This window comes from Streptomyces sp. DH12, assembly GCF_020873895.1.
GTDB lineage: Bacteria > Actinomycetota > Actinomycetes > Streptomycetales > Streptomycetaceae > Streptomyces.
The window spans coordinates 14,532-30,099 of sequence record NZ_JAHWGT010000039.1 but is presented as its reverse complement, the minus strand read 5'-3'; the positions used below and the strand labels follow the sequence as shown (position 1 = coordinate 30,099).

13 protein-coding genes and 1 tRNA gene are annotated in these 15,568 nt (G+C 73.9%); 10 read left to right on the top strand and 4 right to left on the bottom strand.

Features of this window, described 5'->3' with window-relative positions:
- Positions 1-284: 284 nt before the first annotated feature.
- Positions 285-806, bottom strand: a complete 522-nt coding sequence (locus LPA54_RS27770; protein ID WP_228982671.1) for a universal stress protein — start codon at positions 804-806, stop codon at positions 285-287.
- 565 nt (positions 807-1,371) lie between these two features.
- Here LPA54_RS27770 and LPA54_RS27765 point away from each other — a divergent pair.
- From LPA54_RS27765 to LPA54_RS27750, 4 genes are all read left to right on the top strand, one after another.
- The gene (locus LPA54_RS27765; protein ID WP_228982727.1) at positions 1,372-1,734 is read left to right on the top strand and encodes a hypothetical protein; all 363 of its coding nucleotides are present in this window, start codon (positions 1,372-1,374) and stop codon (positions 1,732-1,734) included.
- A gap of 378 nt (positions 1,735-2,112) precedes the next feature.
- On the top strand, positions 2,113-3,309 hold the full coding sequence (locus LPA54_RS27760) for a helix-turn-helix domain-containing protein (RefSeq protein ID WP_228982670.1): 1,197 nt from the start codon (positions 2,113-2,115) through the stop codon (positions 3,307-3,309).
- Positions 3,310-3,396: 87 nt separating this feature from the next.
- On the top strand, positions 3,397-4,008 hold the full coding sequence (orn, locus tag LPA54_RS27755) for an oligoribonuclease (RefSeq protein WP_228982669.1): 612 nt from the start codon (positions 3,397-3,399) through the stop codon (positions 4,006-4,008).
- A 114-nt stretch (positions 4,009-4,122) separates the two neighbouring features.
- A tRNA-His gene (locus LPA54_RS27750) sits at positions 4,123-4,195 on the top strand.
- 237 nt (positions 4,196-4,432) lie between these two features.
- On the opposite strand, the gene LPA54_RS27745 is transcribed toward LPA54_RS27750, so the two are convergent.
- Entirely contained in the window at positions 4,433-4,639 is a 207-nt protein-coding gene (locus LPA54_RS27745; RefSeq protein WP_228982667.1) for a hypothetical protein, read from the bottom strand.
- Between the two features lie 195 nt (positions 4,640-4,834).
- Between LPA54_RS27745 and LPA54_RS27740 the strand changes: the two genes are divergently transcribed.
- The 6 genes from LPA54_RS27740 (at position 4,835) to LPA54_RS27715 (ending at position 9,381) form a co-directional block, all read left to right on the top strand.
- Positions 4,835-5,395 carry a hypothetical protein gene (locus LPA54_RS27740; protein ID WP_228982665.1) on the top strand — a complete coding sequence of 187 codons (561 nt, stop codon included), beginning with the start codon at positions 4,835-4,837 and terminating at the stop codon, positions 5,393-5,395.
- A 139-nt stretch (positions 5,396-5,534) separates the two neighbouring features.
- Positions 5,535-6,782 carry a helix-turn-helix domain-containing protein gene (locus LPA54_RS27735; RefSeq protein WP_228982662.1) on the top strand — a complete coding sequence of 416 codons (1,248 nt, stop codon included), beginning with the start codon at positions 5,535-5,537 and terminating at the stop codon, positions 6,780-6,782.
- A 389-nt stretch (positions 6,783-7,171) separates the two neighbouring features.
- Entirely contained in the window at positions 7,172-7,324 is a 153-nt protein-coding gene (locus tag LPA54_RS27730; RefSeq protein ID WP_157901936.1) for a hypothetical protein, read from the top strand.
- Positions 7,321-7,653 carry a hypothetical protein gene (locus tag LPA54_RS27725; protein ID WP_228982661.1) on the top strand — a complete coding sequence of 111 codons (333 nt, stop codon included), beginning with the start codon at positions 7,321-7,323 and terminating at the stop codon, positions 7,651-7,653. The genes LPA54_RS27730 and LPA54_RS27725 overlap by 4 nt, the downstream gene beginning before the upstream one ends.
- A 9-nt stretch (positions 7,654-7,662) precedes the next feature.
- Positions 7,663-8,814, top strand: a complete 1,152-nt coding sequence (locus LPA54_RS27720; RefSeq protein WP_228982659.1) for a methyltransferase domain-containing protein — start codon at positions 7,663-7,665, stop codon at positions 8,812-8,814.
- A 51-nt stretch (positions 8,815-8,865) separates the two neighbouring features.
- Positions 8,866-9,381 carry a hypothetical protein gene (locus tag LPA54_RS27715; RefSeq protein WP_228982658.1) on the top strand — a complete coding sequence of 172 codons (516 nt, stop codon included), beginning with the start codon at positions 8,866-8,868 and terminating at the stop codon, positions 9,379-9,381.
- Positions 9,382-9,425: 44 nt separating this feature from the next.
- On the opposite strand, the gene LPA54_RS27710 is transcribed toward LPA54_RS27715, so the two are convergent.
- Together LPA54_RS27710 and LPA54_RS27705 are read right to left on the bottom strand one after the other, a co-directional pair.
- On the bottom strand, positions 9,426-12,038 hold the full coding sequence (locus LPA54_RS27710) for a cellulose binding domain-containing protein (RefSeq protein WP_228982725.1): 2,613 nt from the start codon (positions 12,036-12,038) through the stop codon (positions 9,426-9,428).
- A gap of 380 nt (positions 12,039-12,418) precedes the next feature.
- A complete protein-coding gene (locus LPA54_RS27705; RefSeq protein WP_228982656.1) occupies positions 12,419-15,352 on the bottom strand; it encodes a glycoside hydrolase family 48 protein in 2,934 nt (977 codons plus the stop codon).
- Between the last annotated feature and the right edge of the window lie 216 nt (positions 15,353-15,568).

Below are 15,568 nucleotides of genomic sequence, written 5' to 3'. Positions count from 1 at the left end.
GACCGGAGGGTGAGGCGACGTGCTCCCAGGGGCGGTTGACGGACCGTCGGACACGGCACCCGAAGGGCTGGAGACGCACGGGGGCGGGAAGCGAGGCAGGGGCCCTCGCCCCGAGGCGGCCTTGACCCGCGGCATTCCCGCCGCCCCGACCGGGCGCTTTCGCCCGCCCCGCCGAAGGGAAATGTGGTTCATTATTGAATTACTACCCGGCACCCCGGAGGCGCCACGGGCACGCGCCCCGGGAAAGCACCGGGGAGCACTCAGGGGAACACTCGGGGGAACGCTCAGGGAATGACCACGACGGGCCGCTGCGCGCGCTTCGCGAGGCGGCCCGCGACGGATCCGAAAATGCGCCCGGCGATACCGTGGGTCGACCCGACCACGATGGCGTCGGCCTCGTACTCGCGGCCGACCTCCTCCAGCTCGTGGCAGATGTCACCGCCCCGCTCGACGAGGATCCACGGCACCTCGGAGAGGTGGTCGGCGCAGGCGAGCTCCAGTCCCAGCACCTCGGTGCGGTGGTCCGGCACGTCGACGAAGACGGGCGGCTCGCAGCCGGCCCACACCGTGGTGGGCAGCCGGTTCGCCACGTGCACGATGATCAGGCCGGAACCGGACCGGCGCGCCATGCCGATCGCGTAGGCGAGGGCCCGCTCGCTGGAGGTGGACCCGTCGAAGCCGACGACGACGCCGTGCTGGAACGCGGGGTCACACGCCTGGCGCGCGTCTTCCGCCGCCAGGGGGTCCACCGCCGAATCGGCGACCTGCCTGCGGTCGGCTGGTTCAGGGAATTCGTGACCGGCCATCGGTGTCTCGGCGAAGAAGGTCCTCGTGGGAAGGGTTCAAGGGACGTCGCGCACGGAGCCGTGTCCGGGAATCATCTTCCCAACCCCATACCCCCAAGGGTACGGCGCCACTCCTCTCGTGCCCATCGTCCGCCGCCGCGCACGCGGCGTTCCAGGGAGCATGCACGAGGCCGCCCCCGGACGCAACGCCGGTTGGCCCTTACAGGTGTCCCCCGCGACGGCCCGGAACCGGCCCCGCAGCCGCCCGGCGGCGGCCCCGGCGGCCCTCCGCACGGCCCTCCGCACGGCCCTCGGGCACCCTCCCGGAGAGTCACGCGGTGCTCCCCGACAGTGACCGGAGCACTCCGGTCCTCGTTTGGCAGCGATGCCCCGACCCGACCGCCGCCACCCCGAGGGAGCACCCGTGCAGGCACCCCAGGCAGGCTCCGGGCGCCACGCGGCGCCCCCGCCCCCCGGCTCCCCCGCCCCCGACTCCCCCGCCTCCGTCTCCGCCGCCGCCCCGGCTCCCGCCCCCGCCACCCGCCCCGTCTCCACCGCCGCGCCGGACGGAGGGAGCGGGGCGGGTATGCCGGGCGCATCCGGGGTACCAGGGGTGCCGGAGGCACCCGCGGACGCCGCCGGCGAGGTGGTGCGGTGGGCGGCCTTCAGCTGCGCGCTGGTCCCCTTCGTCCTCCTCCTCTACGGGACGTCGTTCGCCGCGGCCGCCGGCACCGCGCTCGGGCTCGCCGCCGTGACGGCCGCCTGCCGGGTGCTGCTACGCCGCTGCGAGCGCGCCCCGGCACCGGCCGCCGAGCAGGCGGCCGAACCCCCCGGGGAGGGCGGGGGGCGCGCCGGGGCTCCGGCGCCGCACCGGGGCCGGCACTCGCGTACGGGCGGGGGCGCGCACCGGGGCGGGCGCCACGGGCCGGGGAGCGCGCCGGAGGACTGAGGGCTTCGCACACCCGCACCCGTATGTTTTCAGCCAACTTCAGCAGACCCACCGGTCCTTGCCGGAATGGCCTGCGAACCCCCTTGCCACCTGCGGGATAAGGGCCGCAGGGGCCTCGCGCACCCTACGCGGATGGGCCATGAGCGTGAGACGCACTTCCCTGCGGGGCCCTCAGGGTGAAACGCTTCGTGATCGAATGCTTCGCGCCAAGTTGCCTTGTCGACATAGTGCCGGATACGGAACTTGTCACGCCGGCAGCGCGGGACGCAGTAGATTCGATCATGACTATCGGAGAACGGGGTCTCGTGCAAAACCGAGGGGAAACGTGCAGGAGCGACAGGACCTAGGAGACGCGAACACCGAGGGGGGCTTAGCGTCATGAGCCAGGACTCCGCCGCACCGGAGACCGGACGCAAACTGTCCGGACGCCGCCGTCGCGAGGTCGTCGCCGTCATGCTGTTCAGCGGCGGGCCCATCTTCGAGAGTTCCATTCCGCTCTCGGTGTTCGGGATCGACCGCCAGGACGCCGGAGTTCCGCGCTACAGGCTGCTTGTCTGCGCGGGCGAGGACGGGCCACTGCGCACGACCGGGGGACTAGAACTCTCCGCGCCGTACGGCCTGGAAGCGATCAGCAGAGCGGGCACCGTCGTCGTACCGGCCTGGCGGTCGATCACCTCGCCGCCACCGGCCGAGGCGCTCGACGCGCTGCGCCGCGCACACGAGGAGGGCGCCCGCATCGTCGGCCTGTGCACCGGCGCCTTCGTGCTGGCCGCCGCCGGCTTACTGGACGGGCGGCCCGCCACCACGCACTGGATGTACGCCCCGACGCTGGCCAAGCGCTACCCGTCGGTCCACGTGGACCCGCGGGAGCTCTTCGTCGACGACGGTGACGTGCTGACGTCGGCGGGCACGGCGGCCGGCATCGACCTCTGTCTGCACATCGTGCGGACGGACCACGGCACGGAGGCGGCCGGGGCACTCGCCCGGCGGCTCGTCGTGCCGCCGCGCCGCAGCGGTGGCCAGGAGCGGTACCTGGACCGGTCCCTCCCCGAGGAGATCGGCGCCGACCCGCTGGCCGAGGTCGTGGCGTGGGCGCTGGAGCACCTCCACGAGCAGTTCGACGTGGAGACGCTCGCCGCGCGGGCCTACATGAGCAGGCGGACCTTCGACCGCAGGTTCCGCTCGCTCACCGGCAGCGCGCCGCTCCAGTGGCTGATCACCCAGCGGGTGCTGCAGGCGCAGCGCCTCCTGGAGACGTCCGACTACTCGGTCGACGAGGTCGCGGGGCGCTGCGGCTTCCGCTCGCCGGTGGCGCTGCGCGGCCACTTCCGCCGGCAGCTCGGCTCGTCGCCGGCCGCCTACCGCGCCGCCTACCGGGCCCGCCGCCCGCAGGGCGACGGGGGGCCGCCGCCGGTCGCCGACCCGGTCGTCCCGACGCAGGTCGCGGGCCCGGGCCCGGGGCTGCGCCGGCCGACGGCCGGTGCGGGCGCCGGACTGGGCGTGGACCCGGGCAAGCACCACGCGGACGCGTACGCGCCCGGGCGGGGCCTCCCGGGGCAGCGCAGCGCGCCGTAGGACGGCACGGCACGTCCGAGAAGGGGCCGCCGGTGGGGACGCGTCACACGACGCCGCCCCCACCGGCGGCCCCTTTAAGGTGGACGCATGAACGACCGCATGGTGTGGATCGACTGCGAGATGACCGGGCTCTCGTTGACGGACGACGCACTCATCGAGGTGGCCGCACTGGTCACCGACTCGGAACTGAACGTGCTCGGCCAGGGCGTGGACATCGTCATCCGCCCGCCGGACGCGGCCCTGGAGACGATGCCGGACGTGGTGCGCGCGATGCACACCGCTTCCGGACTCCTCGACGAGCTCGCGGGCGGCACCACCCTCGCCGACGCGGAGGCACAGGTCATGGCGTACGTCCGCGAGCACGTCAAGGAGCCCGGCAAGGCGCCGCTGTGCGGCAACTCCGTCGGCACCGACCGCGGCTTCCTCGCCCGGGACATGCCCGGCCTGGAGACGTACCTCCACTACCGGATCGTCGACGTCTCCTCCGTCAAGGAGCTGGCCCGCCGCTGGTACCCGAGGGCCTACTACAACAGCCCGGAGAAGAACGGCAGCCACCGGGCGCTCTCCGACATCCGCGAGTCCATCGCCGAGCTGCGCTACTACCGCGAGGCGATCTTCGTCCCGCAGCCCGGCCCGGACTCCGACACCGCGAAGACCATCGCGGCCCGCCACGTCCTCCCCACCGAACCCCTGGCCTGACCCCGCCCCCACGGGTCCGGGAGGCCCCGGAAGCCCCCGGGGAAACGCGTGCGCGAGCACCCTCCCGGACCCTGTACACTTTTTCTCGGCCGGTCGGAAGAACGACCGGTCGTGGTGGGTATAGCTCAGCTGGTAGAGCACCTGGTTGTGGTCCAGGATGTCGCGGGTTCGAGTCCCGTTACTCACCCTGATCGATCAAGGGCTGACCTGGTAAAACAGGTCAGCCCTTCGTCGTACCCGGCGCCACGGGAACACCGCGGGCACGGCCCCCACTGACGAGGGCGCCCCGTCCCCCTCCCCTCGCAGCGAGCAAAAGCGGGGGCGCCGTCCTTCCCTCCTTCGGTGGACAAGTCACGACCGGCCGGACGTGGAGGCGGCACTCCACGCCTCCACGACGGCGTCCAGGGCCACCGCCCACGGGTACTCACCCGGGCGGCCCCGGCCCGGCTCGTTGGGCACGAACCCGTCGCTCCCGTACAGCACCGTCGAGACTCGGCTCCAACCACCGCGCGGCGCTCGGTGTGAGCCCGAGGCAGACGTCCCAACCACGCGCCTGCGCGTCCTCGATCACCCGGGCGACGTCGAAGACCGGCGGGGCGGCGGAGCAGAACAGGTACAGGGTCCTCGTCACGGGGCTATCCGACCACATGCGGCCGTTCCCGAACCCGGAGACGCGGAGGAGCGGTTCGAGGACCATCGCGCGGGCGCCTGGGGGTACCGCTCCGCACGTGCAGCCGCCAGGCCGTTCCGGCCCCGGCCCCTCGTCCGCCAAGCGCTGCGGAGAAAGGCGCGCAACGGTTCTGCCGTGCCGTGTCAGGGTGAGGGCGTGACGGAGATCGAGAGGGCGGACGCGGGCGCGGCCGGACGCCGCGGTGGAGGGGGCAGTCCCCATGCGTACCGGGTGCGGGGGCTCAGCCGCAGCGGGGTGGTCCTGTGGATCGGTGGCCGGGACGACGAACCGGATCGGGTGCTGACGTCGCCGGCACCCGAGAGCCGGCGAGTGCCGCTGTTCGCGACCGCTCGGCAAGCGCGGGTGTACGCGCGTCGGCAAGGGCGGCGGCTGGCCACTTCCGAGGTCGACACCCTGGAGCTCGTCCGCGTCGAGCGTTGGCTGGAGGACCCGGGCCGTCGACACGTCCCACCGGGCGCGGTGCTGGAGGCATGGAACTTCTTCGACGATCTGGCCCGAGGGCTCGACGCGGCCCACCGGCTGCCCTCGCAGGGAGCCGCGCGCCACGGCGCCTACGAGCGGCTGTTCGGAAACGAGTGCGCCGAGTGGACACCCGACGAGCGACGCGCGGTACTGGCACTGCTCCGCGCCGGAGTGGCCCTGTGGAACTCCTGCCCCGTCACCCTCAGGCCCCGATCGGGTGGCGCGTCGGTGTGACGTCGGTGCGCCCCTCCTCCTGTGCGGATCGCTCGCCCTCACCGGTCCGCGCCTGCCCGCGGCGCGCCAAGAGCGTTACCCGGCCGCCTACTTGCCCCTACTCTGGAGGCGTCCTGCTGTACAGAGGAAGGGCAACGGCATGTCTTCTGACGCCACCCCGGACCCGTACGCCGACCCGATGACGTTCGGGCAGAGGATGCAGATCCTCCGTGAGCGCCGCGGCATGAGCCGCACCGTCCTCGGTGGACTTCTCGGCCGCTCACCCGAGTGGGTGAAACAGGTCGAGAAGGGCGGCATCCGGGCACCTGGCGTCGACGTCGTGCTGCGCATCGCCGAGGCCCTGCGCGTACGGCAGCTCGCCGAACTCACGGGGCGGCCTTCAGAGGTGGATCTGTTCGCCGGTCCCGGTCACCCGCGGCTCGCCGCCGTGCGCTCGGCGGTGGACGCGCTGGCGCCCATGCGGGGGAAGCAGGCTCCGACGCCGGCTCAGTTGCGGGCCCGGCTGGCCCGGGCCTGGGCCGCCCGGCATTCCTCGCCCCATCACCGCGAAGTGGTCGGAAGCCTCCTGCCGGACCTGATCCGCGACGCCCAGCTCGCCGTTCGACAGGCGGAGCGGCCCGCGGACTGGCGCGCTGCGCAGTCCGCGCTGTCCGAGGTGTACAGCCTGTGCCAGTTCTTCGTGGCTTATCAGCCCGACGCGGCACTGCTGTGGCGGGTGGCGGAGCGCGGCATGGTGGCGGCTCAGCAGGCCGACGACCCACACGCCGTGGGCGTCTCTGCGTGGCTGCTCGCGCAGGCCCACCGCGACAGCGGACCGAAGCACTTCGACCCGGCAGACACCATCACCCATGACGCCTTGGCTCACTTGGACCCGATGCTGGCGGATGGGGACGCGAACCTGGTCGCCATCGCCGGGGCCCTCTGGTTCGAGGCCGCGTACACCGCGGCGCGCCGCGGCGACACCGGTACGGCGTGGCGGCACTGGGACACGGCACGCAGGGTGGCCGACCAGTTGCCCGAGCACTACTACCATCCGGTGACCTCGTTCTCCCGGGCCGTGATCGGAGCTCATGCGGTCACCGTCGCGGTCGAACTCCGCGCAGGCCGCGAGTCGGTCCGGCAGGCGGCGGGTATGGACCCGGCGAGCATCCCGTCCCGGCCCCGCCGCGCCCGGCACCGGATCGAGGAGGCTCGCGCCCATCAACTGAACGGCCAGCCGGAGATCGCCGTCGCCACGCTGGCGCAGGCACACCAGGAAGCGCCGGAGACGGTCCGGTACAACGGCTACGCGAGGCGGATCCTGCTGGAGGAGACGGAGTCGCGCGTGGCCTACCGACGCCGACGGGCGTCGCAACTGGCGGTCGAGATCGGCCTGCTGGCCGCCTGAGTCACGAGGGGTATGGATTCCTCCCCTCCCCTCCCGCCAATCGCTCCTACCGTCAGTGCCGGTTCGTACACCACCGGCTACAACGGAGAGCAGATGCCCCACCGCCGACGCCCACCCTCACACCTCCGGCGCCTTCTGCGACAGGCACGTGCCTTGGTCACCGGGCGGCGCCTCGCCGCCCGCCCCCGCAACGCCGCGCGACCGCCCCACCGTCCCTACCTGATGTACAGCAGCGGCTCCACACTCCGATGTGCAGCACCGCCCGCCACCGCCTGGCAGCCTGTCGCCCCGCATCTGCCACGGGCAGCAGCACAGCCGACCGTGCTGATCGAGACGGGCTCACCGGTACGCCCCTACCTGTCGGGCGACGGGGCCGTCCGGTGAGCGGCATGACTTTGCGCGTGTACCGGGTCCGTGCCGACGGCACCGCCGACACCGTGCGCGAGCGGCGGGAGTTCGAGGCCGGCGATCCGCCCGTCGACGGGCTGCGCTATCCGCCCTGCGCGTGCGCGCGGTGCGCGGGCGGGGAGGCGGGGCGGTGAGCGGCGGGCGCGCCCCGGCGGCCGTACCGGGCGGAGTGCCGCCGGTGCGGCGGGTCAGCGAGCGGCAGCGGCGGGGGGCGGACTGCGTCCACTGCGGTGTCGTCCTCACGCCCAGCACCGCCGTCGACCTGGGGCGGCACGACTACAAACCGGACGACTGGGTCGACTACCACCTCTCCTGGTGGCCGCGGTCCTGCCGGTCCTGCCACCACTGCCGTACCCCCCACCGAGGAGGTCCCCTCATGACCGACGGGAAGCACGCCGGGCCGCCGTCCGACAAGCCGTGGAACCCGCCGCCGTCGCCCGACGGTTCCGGGCCCGGCAAGTAGGGGGCGGGGATGGGTCTCGCCCCGCATCCCGGGCACCTCGCGCTCGTGGAGTCGCTCCACGAGCGCGGACTGCTCGACACGGAGTGGTACCGCGTCTGGCTCGGCGTCCCCCGGGCGGCGTTCGTCCCGGAGACGGCCTGGCGGCAGACGCCCGCCGGGTGCGTGCCCGTCACCGGTGACGGGCGGCTCGCGCTGCTCCACTCCGACGAGCCCGTCGTCACCCAGCTCGACGACGGCCGGCTCGACGGCCCCGGTGTCGCCACCTGCTCGAACAGCCAACCCAGCATGGTCGCGCGGATGCTGCGGGTCCTCGACCTGCGCGACGGGCACCGGGTGCTGGAGGTGGGCACCGGCACCGGGCACCTGGCCGCGCTGCTGTGCGAGCGGGTCGGCGACCGGAACGTCCACACCGTGGAGGTCGACGCGGCCCTCGCCGACCGGGCCGCGCGGGCCCTCTCCGCCGCCGGGTACGCACCCCACACCGTCCACGGCGACGGTGCGTGGGGGCTGCCCGGTGCCGGGCCGTTCGACCGGATCGTCGTGACCTGCGGGGTCCGCCGCGTACCGCCGGACCTCCTCGCCCAGCTGCGCCCCGGTGGCGTGCTGGTGGCGCCGCTGTACCGGGACTTCTGGTCCGGTGCGCTCGTGCGGCTCACCGCCGGAACGGGAGCCGTCTCGGAGGGGCGTTTCCACGGTGGTGCCTCGTACATGCCGATGCGGTCCCACCGGGCGGCGGACGACGCGGCGGGCGTGGACGGGGCCACCGCCCGCCGCCGCGCCGGGGCCCTGCCGCCCGCGCGCCTGCTCGACCTCGGGTTCGCCCTGTACGCCGGGGCACGGCTCCCCGGGGTGCGCGCCTGGCACTCCGGGGAGGGTGACGGCGCGGAGTTCTGGTGTCAGGACGGGGCGGGCTCCGCCGCGCACGCCGCCGCGCGCGAGGTGTGGGAGTACGGGCCCCGCGACCTGTGGCGGGAGGTCGAGCGGGTGGAGGCGGAGTACGCCGGGCTGGGGCGGCCGTCCGCCGACGCGTTCGGGCTGACCGTGACGGCCGGCGGGCAGCGGCTGTGGCTGGCCTCGCCGCGCCGGGTCGTGGGGCCCGCGCCGTGGGCGACCGGAGGTGTAGGGGCGGGTCCGCCGGGGGGCGGAGGGGTGGGCGGATGATGCGCCCATGGGGCGACGGCGGAGCCCCGGGGCCGGCGGCAGTCTGGGCGCATGCTGACCATGAACGCCCTGCCGAACGTGCCCCGTTGGGCCGTGCTCGCCGCCCACGCCGTCCCGCTCGTCACCCTGCCGTCCGGGCTGTGGCGGATCGCCCTCGCCGCCGGGCTGCCCGTCGCCGAACGACCCGTCGAGGGCGGGTGGGAGACCGCGTACGTCGTGGGCCTGAGCGTCCTGTCGGAGCTGCTCGCGCTGTTGACGCTGGGGCTCGTGCGGGGGTGGGGGGAGGTGGTGCCCCGCTGGGTGCCGCTGCTCGGCGGTCGGCGCGTGCGGCCGCTCGCCGCCGTCGTGCCCGCGCTGCTGGGCGCCGCCGGGCTGGCCGGGATCGCCGTGTACGCCTTCCACGCCCAGGCGGCCGGACTCGGGGACCTCACCATCGGGACGCCCGCGCAGGACGCGCTGCTCCTCGCCTGCTACCTGCCGCTGCTCGCCTGGCCGCCGCTGCTGGTCGCCGTGACCGTCGCCTACCACCAGCGCCGGCGCCGGGGTGGCACGGTGCGGCTGGGCTGAAGGGGGAGCCGGGCGCGGGGCGGGCCCCGCGCCCGGCTCCGCCGTCACGGTGACGGCGTCGTGCAGCGCGTGCCGTCCACGGTGAGGGCCGGTGGCGGACGGTTCGCGCCGGACCACGTGCCGGTGAACCCGAAGGCGACCGTGCCGCCCGGTTCGACCCGCGTGTTCCAGCCGACCGGCGCGGCGGTCACCTCGGTGCCGGACTGGGTGAGGGTCGCGTTCCACCCCTGGGTGACGCGCTGGCCGTCGGGGAAGGTCCAGGCGGCCCGCCAGCCGTTCCACGCGGTCGTGCCGGTGTTCCGTACGGAGACCTCGGCCTGGAAGCCGCCCTGCCACTGGTTGGTCACCCGGTAGGCCGCCTCGCACGGGGCCTTCGCGGGCGGGTCAGGGTCCGGATCCGGGTCGGGGTCGGGGGCGGGGGTGCCGGAGGGGTCGCCGTAGACGATGCCGCGGCCGTTGGTGGAGACGTAGACGCGGCCGAAGACCCTCGGGTCGCCGGTGATGGCCGCGCCCGTCCACCCCCACTGGTGGGCGTCGTCGTTGATCCGGGTCCAGGTCGCGCCGGTGTCGGTGGAGCGGAAGATCCCGCGGACGCCGCCGATCCTGGCGCTCGTGTAGAGCGTGTCGTACGAGGCGCCCGGCGCGGCCTTGCCGAAGCCGATGGTGTCGGCCTCCTCGACGCCCGGGAGCCTGGTGAACGTCGCCCCCGCGTCGGTGGAGCGCCACAGTCCGTACGCCCCGGTGGCGCCGCCCGCGAGCCAGAGGTGGCCGGATCGGCCGGGGACCGCCTGGAAGCGGACGTTCCCCGTGGCGGGCAGGCCCGTAGCCTTCGGGGTGAACGTCGCGCCGCCGTCCGTGCTGACGTGGAGCGTGCCGCCCGCGAAGGCGTAGAACCGGCGCGGGTCGACGCGGTCCGCCTCGACGACGGCGCCCGCCGGCACGCCCCGCGACGCCGTCCACGCGCCGCCCGGTCCGGACGCCCAGTGCACCCCGGCGCCGTCCGGGCTCCACACGAAGCGGCTGCCGTCCGCCGCCGCGGCGACCGTGCCGCCGCCGGAGACGCCCGGCGGCTCCTGCCCGGCGGACCAGGTCGCGCCGTTGTCCGTGGAGAACGCGATCCGCGGGCCCCCGTCGAGGTGCCCGGCGCGGACGACCGTGTCCGGCCTCGCGCCCGCGTAGTCGAGGCTCGTCCCGCTGGTGAAGTTCGGGGACGTGAACATCATCGCGGGGACCTTCGTGACGTCCGTGTGGCGGAAGCCGCCGATGTCGCCGAGGGCGCTGAGGAGCGGCGCGCCGGACGGCGGGGAGACGAGGTCGTTGACGGCCGTCTCCTCCAGGCCGCGGACCATCGGCCTGATGGTGATCTTCCCGCCGGTGTCCCACCGGGTGAGGTCCTCGGTGCCGTAGACGGTGGCGCCGGTGCCGTACATCATCCGGTCGGAGTCGAACGGGTCGATCTCCAGCGCCTCGGTCATCCAGCCGAGCTTCGGGCTGCGTTCGGGCGGGGCCGGGGTCGCGCCCCAGCTCAGCCAGGGCGAGGAGGAGACGTCCATCGTGTAGCGGTCGGTCCGCTCGGGATAGGGGGAGAAGTCCCATGCCCGGGTCCAGTTCGCCCCGCCGTCGGTGGTGCGGAAGATCTGCGTGTCGGGCCACCAGGAGCTGTAGCCGGTCACCATGACGGTGCCCGGCCGCTGCCGGTCGAGGCTCAGCCCGCTGAAGCCGTAGTAGGGGTCGGCGTCCGGGGTGACGTCCTGCCAGGTCCCGGCCTTGGTGTCGTACCGCCAGACCGCGCCGTCCGCCCCGTCGTACGGGCCGCCGGTGTCGCTGTACGCCAGGTACAGCCGGCCGCCGCGCGCGTCGAGGACGCCCTTGTGGGCGAGGAGGCCGGTCGGCTGGCCCGGCAGCCGGGACCAGGTGGCGCCGGCGTCGGTGGAGCGGTAGACGGCGTTCTCCTTGTCGGCGACGCCGACGTAGATCGTGCGGGTGGCGGAGCCGGGGGTTCCGGTGGACTCGTCGAAGGTGACCCAGACGATCCCCTGGTTGTCGGAGGCGTAACCGGAGGGGTCGGTGGGGTCCTGGGCATAGGTGCCCGGGTTGGGGAAGGCGGTGACCTTCGACCAGGTGGCGCCGGAGTCGGTGGAGCGCCACAGGCCGTGGCCGCTGGGCGCGCCGAGGTAGAGCACGCCGTTGCGGTGCGGGTCGATCGCCAGGCGCTCGCCCATGCCGCGGCCCGGCATGTTGCCGCCGAGCTTGAACGGCAGGTCGGTGGTGCGCCAGGTGGCGCCCCGGTCGGTGGAGCGCAGGACGGCGCCGTTGCCGGGGTCCCAGTCGTTGGTGTAGGTGCCGACGGCGGCGTACACGCGGTCCGGGTCGACGGCGTCGGTGGCGAGGCTGACGACGCCGGTGTGGCCCCAGCGGTCCCAGCCGACGTGGTCCAGCAGCGGCGTCCAGGTCTTGGTGGACTGCTGCCAGCGGTAGGCGCCGCCGATGTCGGTGCGGGCGTAGGCGAGGTCCTTCTCGGCGCGGTTGAAGACGATGCCGGGGACGAAGCCGCCGCCGTCGATGCGGACGTTCTTCCAGGTGTACGTGTCGGCGGTGGTGGCGTTCGGAGCGGTCGCGCCCGCGGAGGCGGGCGGGGCGGGCGCGGTGCCGGGGATGGCCGGGAGGGTCCGTGCGCTGCCTGCGGTCGTCGGGGTCGGGTGCGCGACCGGGGCCGTGCCCGCGGCGGGGGCGGAAGGGGGTGGTGGGGCCGGTGGGGGTGGGGCGGCGGCGAGCAGGCCGGCGGTCAGGGCCAGGCCGGCGAGCAGGTTCCACTTCTTGCGCACGGTGCCTCCTGTCGGGGCGCGCGGAAGGCGGAAGGGGTACGGGCGGGGGCGTGCGGCGGAAGGACGGGACGCGGCGGGCGGGGGGGTGGGCGCGAGGGGGTTGGTCCGAAGGCGCCCGGGGACGGCCCGAGAGGGTCGGCGCGTGCGTGTGCCGGGTGGGGCGCGGACGGCGCGCCCCACCCGGCTGTGACGTACGCGGAGTCAGCGCGGGGCTATTCGAGCAGCTCCGCGTACGCGCCCATGGCGAGCGCGATGTCCGCCTGCGCCCAGAAGCGGTGGTACGTGAAGACCGGCGCGGCGCCGCCCTTCAGATAGGCCTCGACCTTCGGCCAGGCCGGGTCGTCCTGGTAGAAGGAGCGGATCGAGGCGAAGGTGGACGCGGAGTCGATCCGGTCGCCGTTCGGCATGGTGCCGGTCCAGCCGGCGGGGACGTGCACCGGGTCGTCGAAGCGCTCGTAGTCGGCGCGGGTCTCCGGCACGGCGATCCCCAGCGGGTCCTGGTGGTGCTGCCACATGCCGTCGAGCAGCGCCTTGGCGACCCGCTTGGCGTCCGCGTCGCCGGACCTGGCGGCGTAGTACGTCAGGGTCTTGGCGTACGCGGCGGCCACGCCGACGTCGTCGGTGTAGTCGGCGACGGTGACGTGCAGGCCGGCGTTGGGACCGGGGTTGGCGGCGTTCCACGTGTCGGGCTTGCCGGACCAGCGCAGGGTGGAGGGGAAGCGGTACGTGCCGTCGGGGTTGACGGTGGTCTGCGACACGGCCCAGTCGACCCACTTGTCGAGGACGCTCTTGGCGAGGGCGTCACCGCTCTGGTGGTAGTACTCGGCGACCCGTTCCATGGACCACGCCTGGAAGCCGAACCACTGGTTGGACGGCGGGTCGTGGTAGACGGGCTTCTCGTCGTAGAACAGGCCGTGGAAGGTGGGCGTGCCGGCCGGCGGGGTGGCGTAGCGGCCCTGCCAGCTGTTGGTGGCGCCGCCCGCGATGGCGCCCTCGTCGGACTGGAGCCAGCGGTAGAACTCGACCTGCCGGTCCAGGCTGGTCGCCCAGTCCTGCGCGCCGGTCGCCGACTTGGGCTTGAGCGGGGCGTACTCGCTGAGCGCGTACGCGGCGAGCGGGTTCTGGTAGCCGCTGTGGGCGTGGCTGGAACCGATGCGCCAGGCCCAGCCGGCGGAGGTGTCGGTGGCGCCGCCCCAGGCGTAGTACCAGGACATCAGGTAGTGGGCGCTGTTCTTGCCGGTGCCGGCGGGGCAGGTGGTCGGACCGACGCAGTCGCCGGCCTTCTTGAAGTACTTGTCGAAGAGGGAGTACCGCAGGTAGTCGCCCATCTTGGCGGCCTTGGCGACGACGCCGGAGACGGCCGTCCCCTTGCCCTGCTGCTTGGCCCAGACGTCCGCCCAGTAGGCGGCCTGGACGGCGCGGGCGTCGGCGTCGGGGGCGTTGGTGAACTTCCACTGCTTGGCGTACGAGGCGTCGCCGGTGAAGAGGTCCAGGTAGCCGTTGCGGCCGCCGTAGGTGAAGTTGTCGCAGGTGGGGTGGGTCACGGTCTCCCAGACGGACTCCTGCGGGCCGCGCTGGAAGGTGTTGATGTACGAGGGGCCGGTGGCGGCGGGGCCGGCAGAGCACTTGCCGGGCTCGTTGCCGAAGCCGTAGACGTTGTCGACGTCCTGGAGCCAGTGCATGCCGTAGACGTCGTCGGTGCCGTAGGCGCTCTTCAGCTCGCCGGCGATCGGGTCGGCGCCCGTGGGGACGCCGGCGTCGAGGCGGGAGGGGTACTGCGTCGGCAGGTCGTGCTCGGGGGCGTAGGTGGCCGGCTTCGACGCGTTGTACTTGTCGTTGGTCGGCTGGTCGGCGCGGGTGGGGATCATGTACTTCTCCATGGTGTCCCACGCGCCGTTGAACCGGGTCCAGTCGCCGGTGACCTTGCCGTACATGGCGTCGAGCCAGATGAGGTAGCTGTACGCCTCGGACGTCGTCTCGTGGCCGTGGTCGGGCGCCTCGACGATGAGCGTCTCGACCGAGTGGTACGGGATGCCCTCCGGCGAGAAGTAGCCGTTCGCCGGGTCGGTGATCTTGGCGTGCATGGCGAGGAACCGGGCGTCGTAGGTGGAGTCGCCGTCCAGCTGGGTGGCGGTCACCTCGGCCTTCGCGTGGCCGGGCGCCGTCACGGCGAACACGGCGGAGCCCGTGCCGGTCGCGGCGGCGGTGACGGTCACCTTGCGGGCGGTGTTCCAGTCGGCCGGGGTGAAGGTGAGCGTGCCGGGCGCCGCGGTGAGGCCGGTGGTGCCCGAGACGCGGGCGACGGTCGCCGTGACGTTCGCGGCGGGCCGCGTGGAGAGCTTCACGTCGAAGGTCGCGGACTGGCCCTGCCGGACCGGCAGTTGGGCGGGGGTCGCGACGAGGGCCGGCCCGGCGGCGACGGTGATGCCGACGGGGGCGGACTCGGCGGAGGCGCCCCGGCTGTCGTACGCCTTCGCGTACAGCGAGTGGGTGCCCGCGGCGAGGTCCCGGGCGGTGAGGGCGTACGGCGCGGTGGTGTCCGTGCCGAGCAGGGTCGTGTCGTCGTAGAACTCGACCTTGGCGACGGTCGCCCCGTCGGCGGCCGCCGCGGTGGCGGCCAGCGGGACCGGGTCGCCCGCGGTGTAGGTGGCGCCCGGGGCGGGGCTGGTCAGCACGGCGACCGGCGGCTGCTGGGCGCCGGCGCAGAGGGTGCCGTCGACGGTGAAGGAGGTGGGTGCGGCGTTGGTGCCGCTGTAGGTGAACTGGGCGCCGGCGGTGACGGCCTGGCCCGCGGGGACGGTCCTGTTCCAGCCGACGGGCGTGACCGTGACGGTCTTGCCGGTCTGGGACCAGGTGCCGTTCCAGCCGTTGGTCAGCCGCTGGTTGCCGGTCTGGTCGTAGCGCAGGGTCCAGCCGTCGAGGGCGGCGGTGCCCCGGTTGGTGAGGGTCAGCTCGGCCGTGTAGCCGGAGCCCCAGTCGTTGGTCCGGTAGTCGACGCTGCACTGGACGGCTGCGGCGGCGGTTGCGGCGGCGCGCGCCCCGGCGGGTGCGCCGTTGGCCGCGGTCATGCCCAGAGGGAGGGCGAGGACGGCGGCCAGGACGGCCGTCAGCCGTCGGCGCCGGCCCGTACGTGGTCCTGGCGACATGCGGGTCTCTCCTAGCGGCTCAGTAGGGCAGGAGGAGTGGGGGTGACAAGCCTTGAACCAGTGGGAGCGCTCCCACTATGGAGAGGGGCGGGTGCGCGGTCAAGGCATGTGAAGAGTCGAAGAACTTCGAAAGAAAAACTCCGCCCACCCTCTGTTGCTTGACGGCGGACGGGCGTTACGGTCGGCGGCACCAGTGGGAGCGGTTCCACGACAGTC

Coding starts and splice junctions, on each gene's coding strand:
- LPA54_RS27770 (WP_228982671.1), bottom strand. CDS start 806: ATGGCCGGTCACGAATTCCCTGAACCAGCCGACCGCAGGCAGGTCGCC.
- LPA54_RS27765 (WP_228982727.1), top strand. CDS start 1,372: ATGCCGGGCGCATCCGGGGTACCAGGGGTGCCGGAGGCACCCGCGGAC.
- LPA54_RS27760 (WP_228982670.1), top strand. CDS start 2,113: ATGAGCCAGGACTCCGCCGCACCGGAGACCGGACGCAAACTGTCCGGA.
- orn (WP_228982669.1), top strand. CDS start 3,397: ATGAACGACCGCATGGTGTGGATCGACTGCGAGATGACCGGGCTCTCG.
- LPA54_RS27735 (WP_228982662.1), top strand. CDS start 5,535: ATGTCTTCTGACGCCACCCCGGACCCGTACGCCGACCCGATGACGTTC.
- LPA54_RS27730 (WP_157901936.1), top strand. CDS start 7,172: ATGACTTTGCGCGTGTACCGGGTCCGTGCCGACGGCACCGCCGACACC.
- LPA54_RS27720 (WP_228982659.1), top strand. CDS start 7,663: ATGGGTCTCGCCCCGCATCCCGGGCACCTCGCGCTCGTGGAGTCGCTC.
- LPA54_RS27715 (WP_228982658.1), top strand. CDS start 8,866: ATGCTGACCATGAACGCCCTGCCGAACGTGCCCCGTTGGGCCGTGCTC.
- LPA54_RS27705 (WP_228982656.1), bottom strand. CDS start 15,352: ATGTCGCCAGGACCACGTACGGGCCGGCGCCGACGGCTGACGGCCGTC.